Origin of the sequence: Peribacillus sp. R9-11, assembly GCF_031345095.1 — a bacterium.
In the GTDB taxonomy this organism is placed as follows: domain Bacteria; phylum Bacillota; class Bacilli; order Bacillales; family DSM-1321; genus Peribacillus; species Peribacillus butanolivorans.
The window spans coordinates 287,686-312,700 of sequence record NZ_CP133763.1 but is presented as its reverse complement, the minus strand read 5'-3'; the positions used below and the strand labels follow the sequence as shown (position 1 = coordinate 312,700).

The following is a 25,015-nucleotide window of genomic DNA, read 5'->3' as shown; positions in this document are numbered from 1 at the left end:
ATCTATTATCTAGTTTTCAAGGAACAAAGAAGAAAGAATTCCATCACTACGTGATGAGATCTTTCGAATCTGAATGAATTACTCATTCAAAACTGAACAAAACAAAAGCGCTCTCGTATTTATCCTTAGAAAGGAGGTGATCCAGCCGCACCTTCCGATACGGCTACCTTGTTACGACTTCACCCCAATCATCTGTCCCACCTTAGGCGGCTGGCTCCATAAAGGTTACCTCACCGACTTCGGGTGTTACAAACTCTCGTGGTGTGACGGGCGGTGTGTACAAGGCCCGGGAACGTATTCACCGCGGCATGCTGATCCGCGATTACTAGCGATTCCGGCTTCATGTAGGCGAGTTGCAGCCTACAATCCGAACTGAGAATGGCTTTATGGGATTCGCTTACCTTCGCAGGTTTGCAGCCCTTTGTACCATCCATTGTAGCACGTGTGTAGCCCAGGTCATAAGGGGCATGATGATTTGACGTCATCCCCACCTTCCTCCGGTTTGTCACCGGCAGTCACCTTAGAGTGCCCAACTGAATGCTGGCAACTAAGATCAAGGGTTGCGCTCGTTGCGGGACTTAACCCAACATCTCACGACACGAGCTGACGACAACCATGCACCACCTGTCACTCTGTCCCCCGAAGGGGAACGCCCTATCTCTAGGGTTGTCAGAGGATGTCAAGACCTGGTAAGGTTCTTCGCGTTGCTTCGAATTAAACCACATGCTCCACCGCTTGTGCGGGCCCCCGTCAATTCCTTTGAGTTTCAGCCTTGCGGCCGTACTCCCCAGGCGGAGTGCTTAATGCGTTAGCTGCAGCACTAAAGGGCGGAAACCCTCTAACACTTAGCACTCATCGTTTACGGCGTGGACTACCAGGGTATCTAATCCTGTTTGCTCCCCACGCTTTCGCGCCTCAGTGTCAGTTACAGACCAGAAAGTCGCCTTCGCCACTGGTGTTCCTCCAAATCTCTACGCATTTCACCGCTACACTTGGAATTCCACTTTCCTCTTCTGCACTCAAGTTCCCCAGTTTCCAATGACCCTCCACGGTTGAGCCGTGGGCTTTCACATCAGACTTAAGGAACCACCTGCGCGCGCTTTACGCCCAATAATTCCGGACAACGCTTGCCACCTACGTATTACCGCGGCTGCTGGCACGTAGTTAGCCGTGGCTTTCTGGTTAGGTACCGTCAAGGTACCAGCAGTTACTCTGGTACTTGTTCTTCCCTAACAACAGAACTTTACGACCCGAAGGCCTTCTTCGTTCACGCGGCGTTGCTCCGTCAGACTTTCGTCCATTGCGGAAGATTCCCTACTGCTGCCTCCCGTAGGAGTCTGGGCCGTGTCTCAGTCCCAGTGTGGCCGATCACCCTCTCAGGTCGGCTACGCATCGTCGCCTTGGTGAGCCATTACCTCACCAACTAGCTAATGCGCCGCGGGCCCATCTATAAGTGACAGCCGAAACCGTCTTTCCATCTTCTCTCATGCGAGAAAAGAACGTATCCGGTATTAGCTCCGGTTTCCCGAAGTTATCCCAGTCTTATAGGCAGGTTGCCCACGTGTTACTCACCCGTCCGCCGCTAATCTCAGGGAGCAAGCTCCCATCGATTCGCTCGACTTGCATGTATTAGGCACGCCGCCAGCGTTCGTCCTGAGCCAGGATCAAACTCTCCGAAGAAATGTTTGACTTGCTCATTTTGCTTTTTTTGATAGTGTGTGCTCACTTAAAATTTAACGTTGGCGCTTTGTTTTGTTCAGTTTTCAAAGAGCAATAATGGAGCGGGTGAAGAGAATCGAACTCTCATCATCAGCTTGGAAGGCTGAGGTTTTACCACTAAACTACACCCGCATTTAATTTTTCAAATTATTTCTAAGAAAGAATGGTCGGGAAGACAGGATTCGAACCTGCGACCCCTTGGTCCCAAACCAAGTGCTCTACCAAGCTGAGCTACTTCCCGTAAATATGGTGCGCCCGGCGGGAGTCGAACCTACAACCTTCTGATTCGTAGTCAGATGCTCTATCCAATTGAGCTACGGGCGCTAATTTCTATGATGTTTTTGGTGCGGCCGAGAGGATTTGAACCTCCACGGGGTTTCCCCCACTAGGCCCTCAACCTAGCGCGTCTGCCATTCCGCCACGACCGCGAAAGCGACTTTGTAAGTCTAACACCTTTTCAACTTGTTGTCAAGAAGAAAAATATCAGTGCGGGTGAAGGGACTTGAACCCCCACGCCTTGCGGCGCCAGATCCTAAGTCTGGTGCGTCTGCCAATTCCGCCACACCCGCGAAATAAAATGGTGAGCCATGAAGGATTCGAACCTTCGACCCTCTGATTAAAAGTCAGATGCTCTACCAACTGAGCTAATGGCTCTAAATAAAATGGCTGGGCTAGAAGGGATCGAACCTTCGCATGACGGAATCAAAATCCGTTGCCTTACCGCTTGGCTATAGCCCAATAATCAATTACTAATTAACAGCCCGATTAATATTATATCACAATAACTTAATTCTAGCAAGTGTTTTTTTAAAGAAATAAATGGCGGTCCCGACGGGAATCGAACCCGCGATCTCCTGCGTGACAGGCAGGCATGTTAACCGCTACACCACGGGACCAGTAATTTAATTTAAACATACAAAAGATGGTGACCCATACGGGATTCGAACCCGTGTTACCGCCGTGAAAGGGCGGTGTCTTAACCGCTTGACCAATGGGCCGTGATAAAATGTATAACTGGCGGAGAAGGAGGGATTTGAACCCTCGCGCCGCTTACGCGACCTACACCCTTAGCAGGGGCGCCTCTTCAGCCTCTTGAGTACTTCCCCAAAAAAATGGCTCCGCAGGTAGGACTCGAACCTACGACCGTTCGGTTAACAGCCGAATGCTCTACCACTGAGCTACTGCGGAATAATGAAAATTGGGTTCCTTTTTTACGCTCAAGGACCTTAGTGGTTGTCGTGAAGAACAAGTTGTTATCTTGTCGACTCTTATGATTATAAGGAGGTTGCAACATAAAGTCAAGGGTTCTTTTGTTTTTTTTTATTTATTTGCTTCTTTTTCTTTAAAACCTTGGTATATCAGTGTTCCACGACACTTACCACAGACAAAACGAGTGGTATCGATACGCTTCTTTCTTAAATATAACTCCTGACAGTTTTCACATCTATATTGAATAGTATTCATTTTTCTCTTTAACTGGTTTGACGGTAGTGGCGTGCAAAATCTTGGGGCTCCAACTTTTTCGAGTAAACGCTTAAAGTCAGCATCACGATGCTGGTATCCTTTCTTCTCAAGGTGAAGGTGATAATGGCATAATTCATGCTTTATGATTCCTATCAATTCTTCCACTCCACGTTCATCAAGATATTTCTTATTAATTTCTATATTATGTGAACGTAGCAAGTACCTTCCTCCAGTCGTTCGAAGGCGCGGATTAAAACAAGCTAGGTGTCTAAAGGGCTTTTGAAAGTCTTTCCTCGAAATATCTTCAACTAATTTTTGCAATTGCTGATTATCCATCTTCCCCCTCCCTTTCCTTGGTAACATGACAACCCATTATAACATAGACTAATAAAACAATAGAAAACTACTGGAGGTAAGCGCTATGCCTAATTGGTTCCAAAATCAAATTCGTAAAGCCTTTTATGAAAAGGATTATTATCAAGTGAAGATGTTGAATCAATGCTGGTTTTTTTATCAAAAAAAAGAAAGTCTTCGATTATAGACCTCCATTTGAACCAAGCACTAATAAATTATAAAGAAGCATTACTATTCTTACAGTAATAAAAAACCCCTTCTATATAGAAGGAGTTTATAATAGCTAATCTTGATCTTTAGGCTGCAGCATCGTTAAAGATACCCTTTGCTTTTGAGAGTCCACCTTCTCGACCCAAACTGTTACAACATCCCCAACAGCAACTACATCCAATGGATGTTTTACAAATCGGTTGCTTAATTTAGAAATATGCACCAGCCCGTCCTGTTTGACACCGATGTCCACAAATGCACCGAAGTCTACAACATTCCTTACTGTACCTTGTAATTCCATTCCGGTTTTTAAATCCTCCATTTTTAGCACATCTTGCTTAAGCAGAGGTTTTGATAGTTCATCCCTAGGGTCTCTTCCCGGCTTCATTAAATCATCAATAATGTCCTTAATCGTGATTTCTCCAATTTCTAATTCATCCACTAATTCTGTTGGATTTAATTTGACTAACTCTTTATTCAAAACATCACTGCCTAAGTCTTCAGACGTGAATCCTATTTTCTTTAACAGTTTATTCACGGCCCCGTAGTTCTCCGGATGGATCGCGGTTTGATCCAAAGGTTCATTGCCATTAATAATACGCAAAAAACCTATGCACTGTTCGTACGTTTTAGCACCAAGCCGAGGAATTTTCTTTAATTCCTTCCTGCTTGAAAACTTCCCTTCTTCTTCCCTTTTCTTCACTATATTTTGAGCAACAGATTTTGATAACCCAGCTACATATTGTAATAGAGATGACGAAGCTGTATTGACGTTCACCCCAACTTGGTTAACAGCTGTTTCAACAACAAAAGTAAGGGATTCTGATAACTTTTTCTGAGAAACATCGTGCTGATACTGACCTACTCCTACGGATTGGGGATCGATTTTAACAAGTTCCGCAAGTGGATCTTGCAGTCTTCTCCCAATTGATACTGCACTTCTCTGCTCAACTTGAAGATCCGGAAACTCTTCACGAGCAATATCAGATGCTGAATACACACTGGCACCTGCTTCATTAACAATTATATAAGATATATTCCCTTTCACTTCTTTTAAAATATCTGCAATAAATTGCTCCGATTCACGAGATGCCGTTCCATTACCTATTGCCACAATCTCCACTGCGAATCGCTGAAGAATTTCAATTGTTTTTTCACGAGCAGCTTCAAACTTCGCAGCAGGAGGGTGTGGGTAGATTACACTGATATCGAGTACTTTGCCTGTTTCATCAATAACAGCCAACTTACAACCCGTCCGATATGCTGGATCTAGAGCAAGGACCACTTTCCCTTTAAGAGGAGGCTGTAGTAGTAAATTGCGAAGGTTTTCCGAGAATATATGGATAGCTTGATCTTCTGCTTTTTCCGTTAGCTCTTTTCTTATTTCCCGTTCTACAGAAGGCATGATTAGACGCTTAAGTCCGTCTTCAATCGCTTCCTTAATCAACCCTGCCGCTTCGGATTGATTATTTTTAATGATTTTCCGTTCCAAATAACTAATAATAATTTCTGTCCGAGGCTGGATGGATATTCGTAGAACCTCTTCCTTTTCACCTCTATTAAGTGCCAAGACTCGATGTGGGACGATTTTTTGGACAGGCTCTTCATATTCATAGTACATTTCGAAGATTTTTTTTTCGTCCTTTTCTTCATTTTTCACAATGGAGAACAATTTTCCTGCTTTAAAAATCTCAGCCCTTATCCATTTCCTCAATTCAGCATCATCAGAAATAAGTTCAGCAATTATATCCTGCGAACCCGCAATTGCCTCTTCAATAGAAGGAACTTCTTTTTCTTCAGATATGAATTCGGCTGCTTTTTCACTAACTGAAGCCTGAACTTGACATTCAAGAAGCCAAATTGCAAGCGGTTCAAGGCCTTTCTCTTTAGCCACAGTTGCTTTCGTTCTCCTTTTTTGTTTAAAAGGTCGGTATAAATCTTCCACTTCCTGCAGCTTTGTTGCCTTTTCAATTTGTAACTTTAATTCTTCTGTCAATTTACCCTGTTCACTAATCGAGCGTGTAACTTCCACTTTTCTCTGCCCAAGGTTTTCTAGATAGTTCCATCTTTCCATAATAGAACGAATCTGCACTTCATCTAGTGAACCCGTCATTTCTTTTCGATAACGAGCAATAAAAGGAACGGTATTACCATCTTGAAGCATCTGTATGACATTTTGCACTTGATGATTTTTCAAAGTTAACTCATTAGATATTTGTTTAATTAATTCTTTTAATGAATCTTCTACTACTATCAAATTTATTACCTCCAACCTTTTTATTCTGATATATATAGTCTAGCAAATGAGAGATGAAGTTGCGAATCCAATACAAAAAAGCTCACTTCCGAATTACGACGAAAGTAAGCTTCCTAAAATGAAAGTTGTATCATCCGCAGTAGCTGGGCTGCTTTCCAAAATACAACGAGCGTTTTTATCGATAGGGACCAGCCTCTTTAAGTACGATTTAGCTCCCTTAAGTTCCAACCCATCTGAATGAATAATGAATTTGGCATTTGGTTCGTATTTGAAGCTCTGCGTTCTATACTTTTGCTTCCTACCGGATAAATATCCGGTTACAGGTAGGGGGTAAACCAGCTTGTCGACGCTTGGATTGTACAAGAAAAAGCGAACGTTGCCTACTGAACTGTATACGAACTCATTCTTTTCATAATAGATTTTCAAGATAGAAACGGCCGCTCCCCGCTTATCGATCAAAACTTGATTACAGACCTCCATTAGCAACTCAACATCTAACTCATGGTTACGTTTTACTACCTCTATTACGGCATGGGAGGATTCATAAGCGGATTTTCCGCTACCTAGGCCATCCGCTAATACACAAACAAAGTATTCCTTCGTATGAAGAAAAAAGTAATCATCACCACAATAAATCATTCCGTTTTTAGAAGATTGGGAGACAAGGACTTCTATTTTCTCTTCTCGCATTATGTCTTTAATCACTATATTAACTCCGAGTTTTCGGCATTAATAGCTTCTTGAAGTTTTTTGATTGCGCGGCGCTGGAGTCTCGATACATGCATTTGTGAAATACCAAGTTTGTCCCCCGCTTCTTTTTGGCTTAAATTTTCTATATAAGTGTGTTGAATAATCATCTTTTCACGGTCACTTAGTACATGCAGCACCTTTTCAAGTACTAGGCGCTGATTGACTTTTTCAAAACCTTCATCTACGTTGCCGAATATATCCAGCAACGTAACCGTACCACCATCAGAATCTGCCTCAATAGAATGATCAACAGATAAAGCCTGATAGCTTTTCCCCATTTCCATTGCTTCTAAGATTTCTTCTTCTGTTACTCCTATACAATCAGCTATTTCATCTATTCTTGGTGAACGATGCAGAGTCGTCGTCAATTCCTCGACTGTCACTCTGATTTTTGGTCCAAGTTCTTTTATTCTTCTTGGCACATGGACGCTCCATGTTTTATCACGCAAAAACCTTTTGATTTCCCCGATAATAGTAGGAACAGCAAATGCCTCAAAGCTTTTACCGAAAGATTCATCATATCGTCGAATGGCACCTAATAAACCAATCATACCGACCTGAGCGATATCTTCCTGAAACGATCTCCCTTTTGCATATTTACGAGAGATTGTTTCAACCAAACTTTTATAATGAATTACCAGATTACTTTGCGCTTCATCATCCTGATTCTGCTGATAGGCTCTAATCCATTCATTAACTTGTTCTCTTTGTGCTTGATTAGGTTGAGACTGTTTTTGCATCCATCTCCACCTGCTCTCCTTCTAAAAACTTAGTCATAAAAACTGTAACCCCGTCATGCTGATGAATTTTCACATCATCCATCAAAGTTTCAATGAGGTAAAGACCCAAGCCTCCTTCTCTCAAGAGTTCAACTTTTTGCCCATGCTCATATGGACCGAGCCCTTGACGAACCTCTTCGAAATTACAGCTCTTTCCACTATCAGAAACCATGACCTCTAGGCGGTCAGGGTAAAGCCCAAAACTTACTTTCACTTCGCCTTTTTCAAGATCTTTATAGGCATGCTGTACCGCATTTGTACACGCTTCACTGGTAGCGATTTTCAAATCCTCAATTTCATCATACGCAAATCCCATCCGGCTACCTATCCCAGAAAGTGTTAAACGGATGACACCGATGAATTCCGGTTTTGCAGGTATTTTCATTTCAATGTAATCATATACTTGACTCATTCTAACCCACCCTCTGTACCACTTTTAATATCAATGATATCTGCAAGACCCGTAATATCAAATAATCGTCGTAACCTTTCTGATAAGCCAATCAAGGTAAATTCGCCATTATGTGCTCTTACGCTTTTAAACGCACCAACAAATACCCCCAACCCGGTACTGTCCATATAGGAAACTTCAGTTAAATCAATAATAATCGAAACATTGTCCTGTTCTGAAATTGGAAATAGCGATTCTCTTAATTTTGGTGCAGTATAGGCATCAATTTCACCTTTTAGTTTCACAATAAATTCCGCATTTAGTTCATTAACATCTACCGTTATATTCATCCTTGACCCACCTCTTTATATCCTCTTCATGCTTATATCTATACCCCGAAGAAAATATACTAAACATTTGATTTTAAAATTATTAATGTAAAATCATCCCTTAGTTGAAAGTTCTGCATTTTCTCCAATTGTTTATATATGTTATTTACTATTTCCTGTGCTTGTAAATGCATATTCTTTTGGATAAAACCAATGAGTGTTTCCCGTTCTATAAAACCATCATTTGTTCGGCACTCTGTTACTCCATCCGACAACAAAATGATCATATCTCCCGGATTAACTGTTTTTTCATATTGTCGATACCTTGTTTTTTTATCTACCCCAAGCAGTAAACCTTTTGCATCTAAATCGCTAAAATTCCCTGTAGTGGCGTCATAGTAAAACCCCGGCTCATGACCAGCTGAAGCATAGGAAAATTGCTTGTCATGAGGGTCATATAATCCATAGAACATCGTAATAAACATACTTGGATCAACATTGTGCTCTACAACACGATTTAAACTCTCTAGCACACTATTCGGTTCATGCCTATGTTCAGGAAGACTATCCATCGCATATTTAATCATTGACATGCACAAGGCCGCAGGGATCCCTTTCCCTATTACATCCGCAATTCCTACTCCGATGCGCTCATATTCATCCTGAACAAAGTGATAATAATCTCCATTCATTTGCCTAGCAGGGACACTAATCGCCCCAATTTCCAGGCCTTTGATATCCGGTATCTTCGTTTCTAAAAGCGTATGTTGGACATTTGCTGCAATCTCTATCTCCGTTTTTAGTTCCTGCTGTTGATGTCTAAGGCTCTGATGTTCACGATATGCAATACCGTAGCCCATCATGACTTCAAGCAGAAAATCGAAAGAATCCATTACTTTCACTGGTAAATCCGGGTATAATTCGATTAAGTTATTTTTATGCATACTGATAATTTCTTCTGGAGATATATTGTATTTAATATTTAGGCGACTGATTTTTTGACCTTGATAAAGCGCCTGCTCATTTTGGTCTTTAAGATAGGTAGAAAGCGCCTCATAATACTTTTTCTCCATATTCTCTTTAATATCCATAGTCCCCCCTAACGGAGCCATTTGGTTGCGACGATCTTAGTCCCTTCACCTGGTATCGATTCAATATCGAAATCATCCATTAAACGTTTGGCTCCAGGAAGGCCTGCTCCCAGTCCCCCTGAAGTGGTATATCCGTCTTCCATGACCCTGCGGATATCCTCTATTCCCGGCCCCTGGTCCTCTGCAATGATTTTCAACCCTGACTTTCCATTTATATTTAGCTTTTCTATGCTTACACTGCCTTGTCCAGCATATAGATATATATTTCGGGCCAATTCGCTTATAGCTGTTGTGATTCTAGCCTGGTCTATTGTACCGAATCCCAGCTCTTTAGCGACATTTCTTCCGAGCTGCCTTGCAGCTACAATGTCCCATTCATTTATGATTTTTACGCAGGATTGGAACTCCATTCTTTAATCCCCCAGTTCCTGTTGTAATTTCTCCAGGCCTTTCTCTAAATCTAATGCTGTCAGAACATCATCGAGACTTATTCCCAGTTCAATTAATGTTATTGCAACAGCCGGCTGGATTCCTGTAATTACAACCTTGGCCCCCATAAGCTTTGACATACTAAAAACATCACCTAATACCTTTGCGATAAAGGAATCTATAAAATCAATTGATGTAATATCAATGACAACTCCATTCGCGCTTGTTTCGTGTATCTTATGCAGTAAATCCTCTTGAAATTGAAGGGCTGTCATATCATCCAATTCCCACTGTATAGAGACTAACAAGCAGTCATAAAGCTTTAATATCGGAATCCTCATACCTATCCCTCCACCTTTACAATCTTACGGCTCGTTAATTCTAAAGCAACTTCAATTCCTTTTTTCAATGTATTCTTTGTAATCACTTCATTTAAATTAATTCCCAGGTTCACAATAGTTTGGGCGATTTCAGGGCGAATGCCGCAAAGTATGCATTTCGCGCCTACTAATCGGACTGCTTCTGCTGCCTGAATAATATGATGGGCAACCATTGTATCCACAACCGGAACTCCTGTTATATCAATTAGAACGACTTCAGACCTATGCTTAACCACACCAGTCAACAGATTTTCCATTATCTGCTTCGCACGCTCTGTATCAATTGTTCCAATTAGCGGCATAACCGTAATACCTTCCAATACAGGAATAAGTGGCGCCGAGAGTTCTTGCAAGGCTATTTTTTGCAATGAGACAGTTCTTTCCCAAGTTTGGGTATATATATTGACTATTTCATTATTTATTGGAGTGGACCACTTATCTAAATGGTTAACAAGTTCCACTTGATTACCAGGAGTTACAATGCCTTTTTCAACCATTCCATTAATAACAATTAGCGTGAATTTATGAAGTCCTTCATTCACAAAGGTAAGCGGCCATCCTAATTGGACGACTTTCTCAGCAAAATCAGAAAGCTTCAAGGTAAATTCCCTGTTTTTACTATCAACATGCGTGATAATCATATCTATAAATTCACTACTCGTTTGTGTAAACATCCGATCAGAGACAACTTTAATTAATCTTTCGTCCGTACTTTCCTTCATGATATCCATCCACTCAGTTAGGATGTAATCTTGATTTTGCTTAATAAAATCGTAAACCAATTGATTCATAATATCCTCCCATTCTAACACAATTACTATGTTTTCCCGTCCTCGTCACAAGGATGTTATCGAACTGTAATGTAACTCCACCAAGGGTTGTTACCGTTCTTCCCCAATATTTTTGTTTGTTTTATTTAATATTTACAACATACCTTTTTACCCGAAAAAGGAATTTGAAAACATTCTTCAAAGAAAAATTAGGAGGATACTATTTAAAAAATTGTATAAACATTCTATTATTTCGTTAAAATCTTTATTTTTCCTGCTGAAAGTTCCATCCATCATTAAACAATAAAATGAGAGGGACTACCTTAACTGCATTAATTCTTCTTCTTCAAATCCTATTAGAAATAAAAAGATCACAGGAGAATAATACACTGAATCCACAAATGCAAAAAAACACGATTCCCACTAATGCAGGAATCGTGTCATCTAAAATATAGAAAGAATAATTTGTATTATAATAACGCCCGTAATAACGGGAAAACTTTTCTCTAAAACTCAATGAGCCCTAAGCTGATTTGCAAAGCTTCATTGACTTTTTGCATCATAGGTTCGTCAAGATGCGTAATTTTATCAGTTAAACGCTGCTTATCAATTGTCCGGATCTGTTCTAATAAAATAACGGAATCTCGTTCGAATCCGTACTTTTTCGCATTAATCTCAACATGTGTAGGCAATTTCGCTTTTTGAATTTGAGCTGTAATGGCTGCCACAATCACAGTCGGACTAAAGCGATTACCAATATCGTTTTGTAGAATGAGTACCGGACGTGTTCCACCCTGCTCTGAACCGACTACCGGGGAAAGGTCTGCGAAGTATACGTCACCACGCTTAACAACAATCAATGGCTCAGCCTCCGCTAACTAATCGTTCAACGCAATGCCCAGCCTCGAATTCAGCCTGAAAGGCTTCAGAAGCAATCGTTAAATTAATGGCCGCCATTTCAATATAACCGCGTTTCATCGATTCACGAAACTCTTTCTTTCTACGTTCGCGAAGATACATTTTTGTGGCACGATAAATAAATTCACTGCGATTAACATTTTCTTCACTCGCATACCCATCTAACTCAGTTAAAAAATTTTGAGGTAATCGAATTAATATCTCTCTTGTTGCGCTGGATTCAGACACAAACATACACCTCCACCATCACTACACACCTTTATTATATATCCTTTTCAATATTACCATTAAAATGCCTATCTGCAAAGAGTATATTCTATTCTCAATCCTATTATCAGCATAATGAAGGAAATCTTATTCACAATCTTAGGATTTTTTTACAATCCAATTATTCTAAGATAAAGTTGCGTACATGATCTAAAAGATTGTCTTTTATATATATGCGGGGGACCCTCGCACCTATCATACAAGTTACTTCATAATTAATTGTTTCTAGCTTCGCTGCTATCTCATCAACAGAAACCGCTTCATTTCCATTATCTCCAATAAGCGTAACCTCTGTTCCTACAGGGAAAGACTCGGGTAGTTTAATCATGAATTGATCCATGCAAATCCTTCCGACTATTGGCACTCTTCGCCCCTCTACAATAACTTCCTGTCCTTGAAGCTTTCGTATCCAGCCATCGGCATACCCTATTGGCAATGTGGCAATCCATTCATTTCCCTGAGCAGTATAAGTCGCTCCGTAGCTAACACTTTCACCCTTAACTAGTTGCTTTACTGCGACCATCTTCGTTTTCAACGATATGGCTTGTTTTAACGGGAACGGTAAAATCGGAAGCATTTCCATTGAGGGACTTAGACCATACATGGAAATGCCCATTCTTACTGCATTCCATTCAGGATCAGTAAACCTTAAAGATGCTGCGCTATTAGCGGCATGAATATATTCAGGTCGTCTAATTAAGGTTGAAAGCATTCCTTTAAATACCTCAAGTTGTTTTTCATAATAGTCGGTCTTTAGTTCATCTGCTGTAGCAAAATGAGTGAATATCCCTTGAAAGTTGAAACACGCTTCTTGATTAAGTAAGCTCTCCACCTTCGTGAGCTGGTCTTTATCACGAATCCCAATTCTCCCCATACCACTATCCACTTTCACATGAACTTGTAGAATTTGACCCGGTTTAAGATTATCCCTTGCTCTTTCCAACCAGGCTACATCAAAAACCGTCAACGAAATACCCTGTTCAGCAGCAAGTCCTGCACTTTCAGGCCTTGAGGCCCCAAGTACTAGAATCGGCGCTGAAATCCCCTTTTTCCTTAAAGCCAGAGCCTCATCTACAAATGCAACACTTAAAAAGTCAGCCCCTGCTTCAAGCGCAGTTTGAGCCACTTCAAAATCTCCGTGTCCATACGCATTTGCTTTTACAACAGCGAAAAGACTAATGCCGGATGGCAGCCTTTTTTTCATAGAAGTGATATTTTCATAAATGTTATCTAAATTTACTTCTGCCCATGTATCTCGGTGAAATATTTTCGTTTCCAAACCAAGTTCCTTCTTTCTTACACTCGCAATAAGATTTCTTCTCAGTATCGAAGTTTGCCTTTTATTATAGACCATTCTATAACCAACGGATAGAAAGTTAAAGTGCTTTTTTACCATGACGCAATTTTTCCATAAATAATAAACCGCTCCAACCGAAAATAATTTAACAGTATAACAAGCCGCTTTCCCGCCTATCCTTCACGGGAGAACCCTTAAAAGGCGACGGGAAACATCAGCTCATTATGCACTGCTATTTAACAGGGTCTCCCCCAACTGAACGGGCTACTTCTATCATCTCTTCCTGGGTTAAGTCCTTTGATGCAAGCATGTAATCTACACCTTCAAAAGTCCATGCAATCGTATTTCCCGTCATAGCTCCAACTGTATATCCTAAATCAACCGGTTCTCCATTCACATTAGTTGAAACTGACGTCTGTACTACCTCAGCTTTTTCCTGAACCAATGTAAAACTTTTTGTGCCCTCATATGTCAAAATGATACGTTCTCCCTTTTCGGTTGCAATTTCTTTTTCTTCTGTTAAATTCATCCCATTAATAGCTTCAGGATATTTAACCGCAAACCCTTCATCTTGGACTTCTGCCATGACAGGGGCTTCAAGTTGTGCACTTGTCATGTTCTTTTTCATATCAAATGCATCTTTATCAAAATTCGTATTGAATTTCACTTTTGAAAATTCCACAAGGACTAACGCCGTCTTATCAGGGTCCATGACTTTAACACTCACTGGAGATAGGTCTTTTTTATTTATAGTAATCTCTTGAAAAGGTAGCATTTTATTGTTTTGATAGCGTGTTTTTGTCACAAAAACATAGTGTTTATCTGTTTCTTTATAAGTCGCACTCTTATCTTCCGTAATGTCTTTCACTAACGACTCAAACAAATAGGCCTGGCTGCTGTTCTCCGGCCACTCGCTTTGAAATTTAAAGCTTTTATTCAAAGCAGGTGTCAATACATACACACCATCATCATTTTTCAAGATCATCTGACTTTGATCCTTCTCTTCATTTTTTAGGTTTACGCGATAAAAAGAAGGATCTTTATGCCAGATTTCCACATTATACACTTGAGGCTCCGTCCCCATCTTCAGTGTCATTTTCGCATTGGCTTTATATCCCTTCATTTCTCCAAGCTTGTCATTCAGTTCACTCACTACATCACCTTGTGATTTTTGGCCGCAAGCAGAAAGAGCAAGCAAGAGCATGATCCCTGCAAAAAGCATTAACATCTTCTTCATCTTTTCAACCCCTTTTTGTCATTTGAACGTAAAAGGGAGAGGAAAAGGCAGGATCCGGACATTGGCTCGACTGATGTCTTACATTCCTCAGCATTTTAGCATGGACACTTTTGATCCCGCTAAAATCTTTTCGAGAGCACCTACTCTGCCATGTACCTTTTACCGGGCCTTGTCTCCCTATAGCACTAAATGTATATGAGACAACCTTAAGGATTATGACCCGATAAGACAAACTCAGTTCATCCTTTCAATTACAACTTGAGCTACTGCATAGTCACGGCTATGACTGATTGAGAGGTGAACCCCCTCCGAAAAAGGCTTTGAAATCAACGGTTTACCTTTTTCATCCGTGATGACTTCTATATCCAGAAAAGACAAGTGTTTACCAATTCCTGTACCGTACGCTTTTGAAAAAGCCTCCTTTGCAGCAAAACGGCCAGCAAAATACTCAATCCTTCTTCTTCCATTTAATCTTTCAAATATCAAAATTTCTCTGTCAGTTAATATGCGGTTCTTAAAACGGGGTTGCCGTTTGATCAATGTTTCCATTCTGTCCAACTCGGTAATGTCCACGCCTATTCCTTTAATCACTTTGACACCTCTTCTATTAATTAATATCTTGCATAGGTATTAGGAGGACCCTTTTACCAAAAAATGATAATATTATATGTAATTGAAATCTTTATGATAAGGAGGAATTTATGTTTACAAGAACTGAAAGTTTTCGTGAATACGCTACTTCCCACCGAGCCGTGACTGTGCTCATTCTTATTATGATGATTGTTTTTGTTCTCGTCCTTTTCCCCATATTTCCCGGCAATGTACTTTTTTATTATGGTACAGGTGTGAACTTATACATTGCTGATGGACAATGGTGGCGCTTGATTACACCAATTTTTCTACATAGCACCTTTTCACATTTACTTTTTAATGGATTCTCACTTGCCATCTTTGGTCCATCACTTGAGAATTTTCTCGGCTCCTTTAAATTCACGATCTTTTTTTTATCGACCGGTATCCTTGCGAACATTGCAACCTTCTTAGTTAAGCCACTAACTTATAGCCACGTTGGCTCAAGCGGTGCAATTTTTGGCTTACTCGGTTTCTTCCTCTACCTTGTGTTGTTTAATAAAAGTAATTTTTCGAACAACGAGAAAAATACGGTTTATACCCTAACTGGCATTGCAATTATTATGACATTTATTCAACCGCAAATAAATGTTGTCGGACACTTATCAGGTCTAGTAACTGGCGTTTTAACAGCTCCTTTATATTGGAGAAAAAAATGGTAGGACAAACAGCCGACTCTTCCTATTTTATCATTGGGAGTCGACTGCTTTTTTTGGTAAAAACCAAGATTTAATTATTTGACAATCTTTTTCTTCTACATCCACTACCATACCGACTTGAGAGCCGACTCCTGATTTAATCGAAGCTGAAATAGTTGCTAGTTCTTTACGTTTTTGAAACCAACTCTTTTTATATGTGATTGATTGAATCCTGTTTCTCTGCATAATCAAAGTCTCTTTAGAAAGAAAACGACTGCATAAAAGCAATAAATCCCCCTCAATACTCCACCCAGCATCTCTATATTGGAGATAAGCCCAAACCAATGCAAACGGAATAAGCAACAGTGAGAGGAACCCCCATGGTCTGAAAAACCATACCATGGCACCGATAATTGGGATGATGTAGATACCTTTTCGAAATACGTATCGGGAATAAGCACGCTTAGGTAGAGATGTCATTTCCATAGCTGTTTGATAAACCGGTAAAATTTCTTGGATTTTGCCATGTAAATGTTTCCTTTTGATCAAAGGGAACAGCATGATGGATAAACTTTCTTTATCTTCCACACTGCCACCTGCATACTCAAGGTAAACTGTCGCCAACCCCAATGGCTTTCGAACCAGATTTTCCATGATTCGAATACCTTGTACTTTATGAATGGGGATAGTCAGCCTCCTTTTCTCAAGCAGCCCCCTAGAAATAACAATTTCCTCATCCGTTTTTACCACGGTAAAAGAAGCATACCTAATAACCATACTTAAGGTAGCTAGCACATAAACGACCAATATACCCAATATAGCTAGCACAGTAAGAATAATAGTGCCCATTCCAATAAACTCTTCATAATCCTTAAATATTCGCTCAAAAGGGATTATCTCATCAAACTGTGAAATAAAAGCGATTCCGCCAGATAAGAATACACCGATTGCTCCCGAAGTAGCTGCCATAATGAATAGTTGTGGCAATGTCTGCTTAAAAACGGAAGTAGCTTTTTCTACTTCTCCATTCCCTTTTATTCCCTCTTCTGAAAAATCCCCTTCAAGAGAGTTATTTGTTTTTTTGTTTTTTTCCTCTATTATTAAAGCGTTAAGTTGTGCGGCTTCACTTTTCCTTATGGCTGATAAAACAGCATCCGCCTGAGTACCGCCTGCAGTTTCAATGTTCACCTTCACCAGACGGAATATCCGCTGGATAATGCCCTCTGAAATATCTATACTATGTATCCGATCGAACTTAATATACCGTTTCTTCCTTACGATTACTCCGGACTCAATTCTAAATTCGCCGTCCTCTATGCGATATGTAAAACGTAACCATTGTATAAATGCGTTAACAATTAGTAAAAGTACTATAATGCCAATGACCAGAGGTTGAATCCAACCTGGTATTCCATCATTCTTCCCTGGAAGAACGACCACTAGTAGAAAAGGAAAAACTAACTCTTTTATCGATTTAATAATGTTGAGCAATACAGCTATGGGGTGAAGCCGTTTAGGTTCAGACATCTTCTTCCTCCACACTGGCCATTTTAGAAATATAGTGCCGTAATTCATCTGCCTCTGTAAGATCCAGAGCAGGTATGACATGCATTGTTGCTGCCGTAGAAATTTCAACAGACGCTAATTCATATTTTCTTAATAAAGGTCCTTGCTTCGTTTCAACATGCTGAACCCTAATCATCGGTATGAGCGTTCTTTTAATGACAAAAATACCACTTTGGATGTCAATCTCTGTATTTCTCACTTCGTAACGCCATCTCTTCCATTTTACCGAAGGAATCAGAAAAATGGTCAGGTAGGATTGGATTATTGAAATAATAATCATTGCCCCAAAAACCCAATAAGTCCAATCAAAAATGATGGTTAACACTAAAATAGCGATGCTCAAAATCCACGTTATTGAACAGCCTATAAGTCCACTGATTTTCCAAACAGTCAACGCCTTATTCGAAATACGATTTTGAGGCTCCATAAGGTTCTCCTCTTCTGCACAGGCTATATTTGAATGAATCTACGTCATCCACCCTTCGCTTTCATCCATTATACTATATTTGGGTGATGGGATTTAAACACTTTCCAAACAATGTTAATAACCAGCCTATTCAATACTGAATTCAACTTAGGAATCCTAAGGAATTAGGGGGATTAGACAAAAAAAATGCCGCTCTAATGAGCGGCATTTTAAATTCAATTAAATTTTATTCGATTTTTCTCTTTTTTGGCTCGTGCTACGATTACCGTAACCATTTGATTTGCGGTTTGTGCTAGGACGTTTACTTGACCCGCTACCGTAATCTTTTCTGCCAGAAGAACTACGTCCATTACGTTGTCTGTTATTAGAAGAACTGCTTCCACCGCGGTTACGACGCATTGGGGATGGAGACTCTTCCGTTAACTTGATTGGCGTTTGATCCGGTTCTTTTGTCATTGATTTAAGCATAGCTGCAACTAAATCTGCTGCGCCGTGTTTTTGTAATAACTCTTCAGCTTGACCAAGGTATAATGATAAATCATCATTCTCAATTGCTGAAAGAATTTTTTCTGTTACTGCTTTTTGTTGGCCTTCCAACGCTTCAGTTAATGTAGGAGTTTTAAGTTTCTCCATACGTTTTTTCGTTGTATGTTCAACCGCATGCAGTTGGCCTCTTTCTCTTGGTGTTACAAACGTAATCGCAATACCATGTTTGCCCGCACGTCCTGTACGTCCAATACGGTGAACGTAGCTTTCTGGATCTTGAGGGATATCAAAGTTGTATACATGAGTTACGCCGGAAATATCAAGTCCACGTGCAGCCACATCTGTCGCTACAAGTACATCAATACTACCTTCTTTAAATTTTTTCAATACTGACAGACGTTTCGCTTGGCTAAGGTCACCATGAATACCTTCAGCCATATAGCCACGGATATTCAATGCAGAAGCCAATTCATCTACACGGCGTTTTGTACGTCCGAAGACAATAGCAAGATCCGGTGTTTGAATATCAAAAAGACGCGCTAGTGTATCGAATTTTTCACTTTCTTTTAGCTCCAAGTAATACTGTTCGATACGATCTACAGTCATTTCTTTAGCTTTTACACGCACAAGAACTGGTTCTTGCATGAATCTTTCAGCAATTTTACGGATTGGGTCAGGCATAGTAGCTGAGAAGAGCAATGTTTGTCTTTCGTCCGGAACCGTTGAAAGGATTGATTCGATATCCTCAATGAATCCCATGTTAAGCATTTCATCTGCTTCATCAAGAACTACAGTGTGAACTCCGCCTAATTTAATATTTTTACGTTTGATATGGTCCAAAAGACGACCTGGTGTACCAACGATAATATGTGGTTTTTTCTTTAAAGCACGGATTTGACGGTCGATATCTTGTCCACCGTAAACCGCTAATACACGAGCGCGTTTTCCATAACCAAGTTTGAAAAGTTCTTCAGAAACTTGAATCGCAAGCTCACGTGTAGGTGCAATAACAATTCCTTGCACATTTTCATTGGCAATATCGATATTTTCCATCAATGGAATACCGAACGCTGCTGTTTTACCTGTTCCTGTTTGCGCTTGACCAATAATGTCTTTACCTTCAAGTGCTAGTGGAATCGTTTGGGCTTGAATCGGGCTTGCTTCTTCAAATCCCATTTTTTCTATTGATTTCATAGACGTTCTATCTAATCCTAATTCGCTAAACAATGTCAATGTTTTCGTACTCCTTTTTATATCGTAAATTTACACGTGCATTCATAGATCATGCACAGATGTTTAGTTCAAATCCTCATCATCATGACGGATGTTCTACTTTATCTCTTATGAAAAAGTTTATCATTATCACCTAAAAGTATGTCTGCCTTTTAGTTCAAATGAACTCAATATGATTTTTTAAAAAGGAAATATACCAGCACGAACATTTCACTGGCATTCTTAGCATCGCGCACGTGTAGACTTATTTTTAACATACGCCCATCTTTTTAAAAGTACATGTAACCAAAATTAAATTCAATATGGAAAATTAAAAGTAGCATAAACGGCTGTTTCACCGTTTTATTCAGGTGAGGGCTGCTGCACCTATTATTCCACAGACTTAAAAGACTGTATGAATAAAACTTGACGAGCGCCAAGATTCTTATACAAAACAGGCCCGGTGCGTTGAGGATTTGCAGAAGTGGAAAAGCGCTAAACGCGGCTTGATTCCCTATTAGCTACTAAAGCCGCCAAGAAATGCAGCTTTTATATATGACCAGACGCGCGGCCTATTTAATCTAAAATAATCTCAAAAATGAACCTCATGAAACATGTAAGAACAAACAATTTTGTTGCCTCAACCTGATTTAATTTAATTAATCATCAATGATAAGACATTTAAACTCATACTTTATATTACCATTTTCAAACTGTTATTGCAATAAAGGATATCACTGCATCCATGGTTACTCAAAAGTTTCGAGTATTCAAGAAAAGCTAAAATGAAAATCCCCATAGAAAAATGTGCGGCCGAGATACGTTTATTAACTAATATATTGTATTCATACAACATTGAAACTGTTTAATGTTTGGTTTCAAAAAAATCCTGTCACACTTGTCCATTAGATTTGTCTAAAACTCTCCTCAAATTAGGGGAACTTAGACGTATCTACATTTAGGCTAGAAAACTGCTTCCTTTACAATTGACCAAACTTACACTAGATAAATCAAATTAATGGTATTTTATATTTTTTTGGAACTTGGAATCTTGCCTATAACACCTCACAGTATGTTGAATTCTCAAAATAAACGTTATATCTCCATATAATGTTTTGGGTCAATATAGTTCCAACATTCTTTTTCAATGCTGCTTAACATAAGTAAAAGGGCAAAATATAAAGGCGCACGAGTCAAAATACATTCAGAGAACCGCTGAATTCTTTCTCTTTTTTCAGTAAATTCTTCCTTAAATATAAAATACCCATTTAATTAGAAACCCACTCACCCTTATTCCATTCTTCCTTTTCTCGCAACAAGACTTTATACCCGTAATTCTTTATAGTTTAACGTGTTTATAAATAAGTGGAAGTCGGATAATTCTAAAAAAATAATTAATTTTCACTTAAAATAGATATTAAACTTGTCGAAATGCAGTATGATTGACCTATTAAAAAGATACTAGGGGGTTACATGAACATATACACATTAGATATTCCTTTGTGCAAGGACTTTAGTCTTATGTTAGAGACATTTAGTAAAAAAGTCATTTTTTTAGAAGACCCACTCAATCAAAGGCATCTATTCCATGCCCCAACGGACTTATTGCAATCATTATTTATATTACCTTTACACATTTCAAAAGATTGTTGGCAGCAAACTTCCATGTTTGCCTTAGCAGAATCCCTTGAGATTCCTATTTTATTTATTTACAAACGATCCAGAAGAATGGAAAATCCTCAGGTGTTACCGAAAAAGACCTTTTATGAAATCATAGCAGTTCCAGCCAATTCTGTGGAAATTAAGATAAAATTCAAATCCCTCCAAAACATCAGCATGCAGTTGTACTCAGCAAAAATGAATGAACAGGAACTTGAAAAAATTAACAAGAAATCAAAAAAGAGTCTGCACATTGCAAGGAACTTTCAACAATTAGGTTTACCACTGGCGATCCAGAAGAAAGATATAGAGATCCATGGGCTTTTCCAACCTTCAAGTGAGCTGTCCGGAGATTTATTTTACTGGATGGAGGTTGACGACGGAAAGTACGGATTCATAATCATCGATGTTTGCGGAAAAGGCATTCACACCGCACTTATAAGCATGTCCATCCGCACTTTAATGCCAGACCTTATTAAACGTGTAAAAGACCCTATTTTCATTACAAAGGAACTGAATAAACATATGGGGCAACTATTTCAAGATATGCAGAAGGTAAGTGTGAATAACTCTTACTTTACAGCCTTCATTGGTTACGTGAATACAAGGACACGGCTCATCGAATATGTGAACTGTGGACACCCTCCAGCCTTTATGTATTCCCCATGCACCAATGAAATCCACAATTTAAGTGAAGGGTCGATACCTATAGGCCTTATTCCTGATATGCCTATTAAAAAAGTGGTATTTCAATATGATGCCGGGAGCCGTTTCATCACCTATACAGATGGACTTTCTGAGTCATTCAATCGCCCTGCCGTTAACCGGTTTGAAAATATTGAGAGGGAGTTTATTGATAACGTCCATCTTGATACGCATGACCTTCTGCAGAAGTTACTGGTTTCAAGGATGAAGCATTCAGAAATAAATGATGACATCTGTATTATTGCTGGTACGCTTTTTTGAATGTGATAGAAAAAAGCCGATTTCAAAAAAATCGGCTTTTTTTACTCTAGATTTTACTTTTGTAAAGCTTGAACAACTTCCTCTAACTTCATACCTCTCGATGCTTTAACAAGAATTATATCATTGGCCTGGGTAGACTTCTTAAGCTCTTCAATTAGCTGCTGCTTATCTTGAAAAGACCGAACCTTCTCAGCTGAAAAGGTTTTGCTCGCTCCTTTGGCAATGAAGTTGGCTAGCGGACCATACGTAAAGATTCTATCAATACGATCACCAGAAATTAGTTCACCGATTTTCAAGTGAAAGTCTTTTTCCTGTCTCCCTAGCTCCAACATATCTCCCAGTACTAGGATTTTATTTTCAAAACCAGATAAGCCTTCAATCAACTCGACCGCAGCTTTAACAGAAGTTGGACTGGCATTATACGCATCATTGATGATTTTCTGTCCCTTCGCACCCTCAACCATTTCCATTCTCATATTAGTTAACCGGATAGTTGACAGACCTTTTTGAATCGATGAAACATCTACTTGCAATTCCTTCGCAGCCAGTATAGCTGCCAATGCATTAAGAACATTATGATGCCCTAGAACTGGAATCTCATAGTTAATTTCCTGTTTATCATTTGTGATTGTAAACGAGGTGTTGTCTGTCCCTTGCGTAATCGTCTTTGGAAATAAATCATTTTGTTCAGTACGTCCAAAAGATACTACCCTTAATTCAGGAAATTCGGTTTTAATCCGGTTACAGAGCAAAGGTTCATCACCATGGTAAATCAGTGTTCCGTCTTCTGCCAATCCTTCAACAATTTCTAGCTTTGCATTGGCAATCTCTTCACGTGAACCTAAATCCAATAAGTGTGATTCACCGATGTTGGTAATAACGGCTACATCAGGTCTTGCCATTTTGGATAAAAACTCGATTTCACCACGGCTACTCATCCCCATTTCCAAAACAGCCACTTCCGTATCCTCATCCATAGAAAGCACCGTCAGCGGCAGACCAAGATGATTATTGAAGTTACCATTGGTTTTATGAACTTTATAGGTGGTAGCTAGCAGGGCAGCCGTCATATCTTTTGTAGTTGTTTTACCATTGCTTCCCGTTATCCCAATGACTTTAATATTCAATTGCTGACGATAAGAGCGCGCTAATTGCTGGAGTGCTATTTCGGTATCTTCGACAATGATAATCGGTAAATCTTGGGGAGGATTCGGAATATCTCGTTGCCAAAAAGAAGCCGCCGCTCCTTGCGCTAATGCCTGCTTGACATATTGATGGCCATCAACCTGCTCACCCTTTAACGGAATGAACAAACATCCTTCCTTAACTGTTCTTGAATCAATAGTTACTCCATGAATTCCTTTGGACTGAAATGGAATAATATCATTCAATCCACCTACCATTTCATATACTTGTTTTAACGTTCTCTTTATCATTTCGTTCCTCCTACATTCATCGAACCGTTAACCGCTCTCTCTTTTTCCATTAAACAAACTAAGCAGAAACCGGTATGATACCCCGACTCCTGCTGAATTGAATCCATTACATAAATCACCTTTGATGGATTATTATAATTACTAATAAATTCTCTGACGTTTAAACTGTATATTTGATTTTCTGTTTTTCTTCATGACGTTCCAAGGCAAGCTTCACAAGTGTTTCAATTAACGCTGGATAGTCAATGCCTGTGTGCTTCCACAATAACGGGAACATACTGAATGGAGTAAATCCTGGCATTGTATTAACTTCATTAATATAGATTTTTCCTTCTTTCGTTAAAAAGAAATCAGCTCGAACCAGTCCAGAACAGTCTAATGACTTGAAGGCCGTTATAGCCATTTCAGATAAAGCTGCATATTCACTTTCCTTTATCTCCGCTGGAATGACCATCGCTGAATTACCGTCAACATATTTTGCTGAATAATCATAGAAGGCAAAGTCTTTCTTAGGAATAATTTCTCCTGCTACTGAACAAGAGGGGTCATCATTACCAAGAATACCAAACTCAACTTCACGAGCAATGACTCCTTCTTCGATGATTATCTTCCGGTCAAATTGAAATGCTTCTGCAACTGCTTTTTCTAATTCGTCTGCATCATTACATTTGCTGATACCGACACTTGAACCTAAATTAGCCGGTTTAACGAAGCATGGGTACCCTAACTCTTCTGCCACCTTATTAATGGAGCTTTCAGTATTTTTCTCCCACTCAGAGCGGATAAACCAAGTGTATTTCACTTGCGGAAGACCAGCCTGAGCAAAAATATTTTTCATGATTACCTTATCCATTCCAGCAGATGAAGCTAGAACTCCATTCCCTACATAAGGAAGATTCAATAGCTCAAGCATCCCTTGTACGGTTCCATCTTCCCCATTCGGTCCGTGAAGTAGTGGGAAAATGACATCATATCCCGTAGATCCACTATTTTCATCCGTTGAATGAGCTTGTAGAGCAAGAGGAGAGATCGATCTTTCAGTTGTAAAAGTTAGAGCCTCCACACTCTCAGCAGGTCCTGTTAACTTCGGTCCATTTATCCAAGAACCATCTTTTGTTATGTAAATCGGATATATATCAAACTTTGCTAAATCTAGAGCTTTAATGACCGCTAAAGCCGTCTGCATTGAAACATCATGCTCCGCAGATTTCCCACCATAAAGCAAACCAAGTTTAGTTTTCATGAGTTATTACCCTCCAATATTCTATTAACCTTGTTCATTGTATCATTTTACACTAAAACGGATAAAGTGAAACTTCTATCGTTGGTGGTTTTCCAATGATGGTTAGTTAA

Annotated in this window: 23 protein-coding genes, 11 tRNA genes and 1 rRNA gene; 3 read left to right on the top strand and 32 right to left on the bottom strand. The window is 39.6% G+C overall.

What is annotated here, in order from left to right:
- Nucleotides 1–129: 129 nt before the first annotated feature.
- The 13 genes from RE409_RS01610 to RE409_RS01550 form a co-directional block, all read right to left on the bottom strand.
- Nucleotides 130–1,680 (bottom strand): 16S ribosomal RNA (locus tag RE409_RS01610).
- A 97-nt stretch (nt 1,681–1,777) separates the two neighbouring features.
- Nucleotides 1,778–1,851: transfer RNA gene (locus RE409_RS01605), tRNA-Gly, on the bottom strand.
- A gap of 32 nt (nt 1,852–1,883) precedes the next feature.
- Nucleotides 1,884–1,960: transfer RNA gene (locus RE409_RS01600), tRNA-Pro, on the bottom strand.
- 6 nt (nt 1,961–1,966) lie between these two features.
- Nucleotides 1,967–2,043 (bottom strand) — tRNA-Arg (locus tag RE409_RS01595).
- An 18-nt stretch (nt 2,044–2,061) separates the two neighbouring features.
- A tRNA-Leu gene (locus RE409_RS01590) sits at nt 2,062–2,147 on the bottom strand.
- 59 nt (nt 2,148–2,206) lie between these two features.
- A tRNA-Leu gene (locus RE409_RS01585) sits at nt 2,207–2,288 on the bottom strand.
- A 9-nt stretch (nt 2,289–2,297) separates the two neighbouring features.
- A tRNA-Lys gene (locus RE409_RS01580) sits at nt 2,298–2,373 on the bottom strand.
- A 9-nt stretch (nt 2,374–2,382) separates the two neighbouring features.
- A tRNA-Gln gene (locus tag RE409_RS01575) sits at nt 2,383–2,457 on the bottom strand.
- An 82-nt stretch (nt 2,458–2,539) separates the two neighbouring features.
- Nucleotides 2,540–2,615: transfer RNA gene (locus RE409_RS01570), tRNA-Asp, on the bottom strand.
- Between the two features lie 27 nt (nt 2,616–2,642).
- Nucleotides 2,643–2,717 (bottom strand) — tRNA-Glu (locus RE409_RS01565).
- A gap of 17 nt (nt 2,718–2,734) precedes the next feature.
- Nucleotides 2,735–2,825 (bottom strand) — tRNA-Ser (locus RE409_RS01560).
- Nucleotides 2,826–2,832: 7 nt separating this feature from the next.
- A tRNA-Asn gene (locus RE409_RS01555) sits at nt 2,833–2,907 on the bottom strand.
- Between the two features lie 132 nt (nt 2,908–3,039).
- Nucleotides 3,040–3,519 (bottom strand): SprT family protein, encoded by a 480-nt coding sequence (locus tag RE409_RS01550; RefSeq protein WP_201188337.1) that lies wholly within the window; start codon nt 3,517–3,519, stop codon nt 3,040–3,042.
- A gap of 85 nt (nt 3,520–3,604) precedes the next feature.
- Between RE409_RS01550 and cmpA the strand changes: the two genes are divergently transcribed.
- Nucleotides 3,605–3,724 (top strand): cortex morphogenetic protein CmpA, encoded by a 120-nt coding sequence (gene cmpA / locus RE409_RS01545; RefSeq protein ID WP_089364909.1) that lies wholly within the window; start codon nt 3,605–3,607, stop codon nt 3,722–3,724.
- Nucleotides 3,725–3,820: 96 nt separating this feature from the next.
- On the opposite strand, the gene RE409_RS01540 is transcribed toward cmpA, so the two are convergent.
- From RE409_RS01540 to acpS, 14 genes are all read right to left on the bottom strand, one after another.
- Complete coding sequence (locus tag RE409_RS01540; RefSeq protein WP_242485343.1) at nt 3,821–6,004, bottom strand: Tex family protein; 2,184 nt, start codon at nt 6,002–6,004, stop codon at nt 3,821–3,823.
- Nucleotides 6,005–6,097: 93 nt separating this feature from the next.
- A complete protein-coding gene (locus tag RE409_RS01535) occupies nt 6,098–6,709 on the bottom strand; it encodes a PP2C family serine/threonine-protein phosphatase (protein ID WP_309558402.1) in 612 nt (203 codons plus the stop codon).
- A complete protein-coding gene (gene sigB, locus RE409_RS01530) occupies nt 6,709–7,494 on the bottom strand; it encodes an RNA polymerase sigma factor SigB (protein ID WP_056526373.1) in 786 nt (261 codons plus the stop codon). The genes RE409_RS01535 and sigB overlap by 1 nt, the downstream gene beginning before the upstream one ends.
- Entirely contained in the window at nt 7,472–7,945 is a 474-nt protein-coding gene (gene rsbW / locus RE409_RS01525) for an anti-sigma B factor RsbW (RefSeq protein ID WP_053348277.1), read from the bottom strand. Before rsbW ends, sigB begins: the two co-directional genes overlap by 23 nt.
- A complete protein-coding gene (locus tag RE409_RS01520) occupies nt 7,942–8,274 on the bottom strand; it encodes an anti-sigma factor antagonist (protein WP_201188335.1) in 333 nt (110 codons plus the stop codon). Before RE409_RS01520 ends, rsbW begins: the two co-directional genes overlap by 4 nt.
- Before the next feature lie 59 nt (nt 8,275–8,333).
- Complete coding sequence (locus RE409_RS01515) at nt 8,334–9,344, bottom strand: PP2C family protein-serine/threonine phosphatase (RefSeq protein ID WP_201222387.1); 1,011 nt, start codon at nt 9,342–9,344, stop codon at nt 8,334–8,336.
- A gap of 8 nt (nt 9,345–9,352) precedes the next feature.
- The gene (locus RE409_RS01510; protein WP_053348280.1) at nt 9,353–9,754 is read right to left on the bottom strand and encodes an anti-sigma regulatory factor; all 402 of its coding nucleotides are present in this window, start codon (nt 9,752–9,754) and stop codon (nt 9,353–9,355) included.
- Between the two features lie 3 nt (nt 9,755–9,757).
- Nucleotides 9,758–10,114, bottom strand: coding sequence for an STAS domain-containing protein (locus RE409_RS01505; RefSeq protein ID WP_034306376.1), 357 nt, complete (start codon nt 10,112–10,114; stop codon nt 9,758–9,760).
- Nucleotides 10,115–10,116: 2 nt separating this feature from the next.
- The gene (locus tag RE409_RS01500; RefSeq protein ID WP_053348281.1) at nt 10,117–10,944 is read right to left on the bottom strand and encodes an RsbT co-antagonist protein RsbRA; all 828 of its coding nucleotides are present in this window, start codon (nt 10,942–10,944) and stop codon (nt 10,117–10,119) included.
- A 485-nt stretch (nt 10,945–11,429) separates the two neighbouring features.
- On the bottom strand, nt 11,430–11,780 hold the full coding sequence (locus tag RE409_RS01495; protein WP_034306610.1) for a type II toxin-antitoxin system PemK/MazF family toxin: 351 nt from the start codon (nt 11,778–11,780) through the stop codon (nt 11,430–11,432).
- 7 nt (nt 11,781–11,787) lie between these two features.
- On the bottom strand, nt 11,788–12,069 hold the full coding sequence (locus RE409_RS01490) for a CopG family ribbon-helix-helix protein (protein WP_309558401.1): 282 nt from the start codon (nt 12,067–12,069) through the stop codon (nt 11,788–11,790).
- 160 nt (nt 12,070–12,229) lie between these two features.
- On the bottom strand, nt 12,230–13,387 hold the full coding sequence (gene alr / locus RE409_RS01485; protein WP_309558400.1) for an alanine racemase: 1,158 nt from the start codon (nt 13,385–13,387) through the stop codon (nt 12,230–12,232).
- A gap of 250 nt (nt 13,388–13,637) precedes the next feature.
- Nucleotides 13,638–14,642, bottom strand: coding sequence for a LolA family protein (locus tag RE409_RS01480; RefSeq protein ID WP_098176644.1), 1,005 nt, complete (start codon nt 14,640–14,642; stop codon nt 13,638–13,640).
- A gap of 234 nt (nt 14,643–14,876) precedes the next feature.
- Nucleotides 14,877–15,233 carry a holo-ACP synthase gene (gene acpS, locus RE409_RS01475; RefSeq protein WP_201222390.1) on the bottom strand — a complete coding sequence of 119 codons (357 nt, stop codon included), beginning with the start codon at nt 15,231–15,233 and terminating at the stop codon, nt 14,877–14,879.
- A 110-nt stretch (nt 15,234–15,343) separates the two neighbouring features.
- Here acpS and RE409_RS01470 point away from each other — a divergent pair, with 110 nt between their 5' ends.
- Entirely contained in the window at nt 15,344–15,934 is a 591-nt protein-coding gene (locus RE409_RS01470) for a rhomboid family intramembrane serine protease (protein WP_201188331.1), read from the top strand.
- Nucleotides 15,935–15,961: 27 nt separating this feature from the next.
- Here the strand turns inward: RE409_RS01470 and RE409_RS01465 are convergent, their stop codons facing one another.
- The 3 genes from RE409_RS01465 to RE409_RS01455 all read right to left on the bottom strand — a co-directional run bounded on the left by RE409_RS01465 (nt 15,962) and on the right by RE409_RS01455 (nt 19,622).
- Nucleotides 15,962–17,437: a PH domain-containing protein gene (locus tag RE409_RS01465; protein WP_201222396.1), complete on the bottom strand. Its 1,476-nt coding sequence runs from the start codon at nt 17,435–17,437 to the stop codon at nt 15,962–15,964.
- Complete coding sequence (locus RE409_RS01460) at nt 17,430–17,903, bottom strand: PH domain-containing protein (RefSeq protein ID WP_056526348.1); 474 nt, start codon at nt 17,901–17,903, stop codon at nt 17,430–17,432. Before RE409_RS01460 ends, RE409_RS01465 begins: the two co-directional genes overlap by 8 nt.
- Nucleotides 17,904–18,122: 219 nt before the next feature.
- On the bottom strand, nt 18,123–19,622 hold the full coding sequence (locus RE409_RS01455) for a degradosome RNA helicase CshA (RefSeq protein ID WP_201250158.1): 1,500 nt from the start codon (nt 19,620–19,622) through the stop codon (nt 18,123–18,125).
- Between the two features lie 1,452 nt (nt 19,623–21,074).
- Between RE409_RS01455 and RE409_RS01450 the strand changes: the two genes are divergently transcribed.
- Nucleotides 21,075–22,226 carry a PP2C family protein-serine/threonine phosphatase gene (locus RE409_RS01450; RefSeq protein ID WP_309558399.1) on the top strand — a complete coding sequence of 384 codons (1,152 nt, stop codon included), beginning with the start codon at nt 21,075–21,077 and terminating at the stop codon, nt 22,224–22,226.
- 53 nt (nt 22,227–22,279) lie between these two features.
- Here the strand turns inward: RE409_RS01450 and murF are convergent, their stop codons facing one another.
- The gene (gene murF / locus RE409_RS01445) at nt 22,280–23,662 is read right to left on the bottom strand and encodes a UDP-N-acetylmuramoyl-tripeptide--D-alanyl-D-alanine ligase (protein ID WP_201188323.1); all 1,383 of its coding nucleotides are present in this window, start codon (nt 23,660–23,662) and stop codon (nt 22,280–22,282) included.
- A 160-nt stretch (nt 23,663–23,822) separates the two neighbouring features.
- Nucleotides 23,823–24,905, bottom strand: a complete 1,083-nt coding sequence (locus RE409_RS01440) for a D-alanine--D-alanine ligase (RefSeq protein ID WP_056526341.1) — start codon at nt 24,903–24,905, stop codon at nt 23,823–23,825.
- Nucleotides 24,906–25,015: the final 110 nt, after the last annotated feature.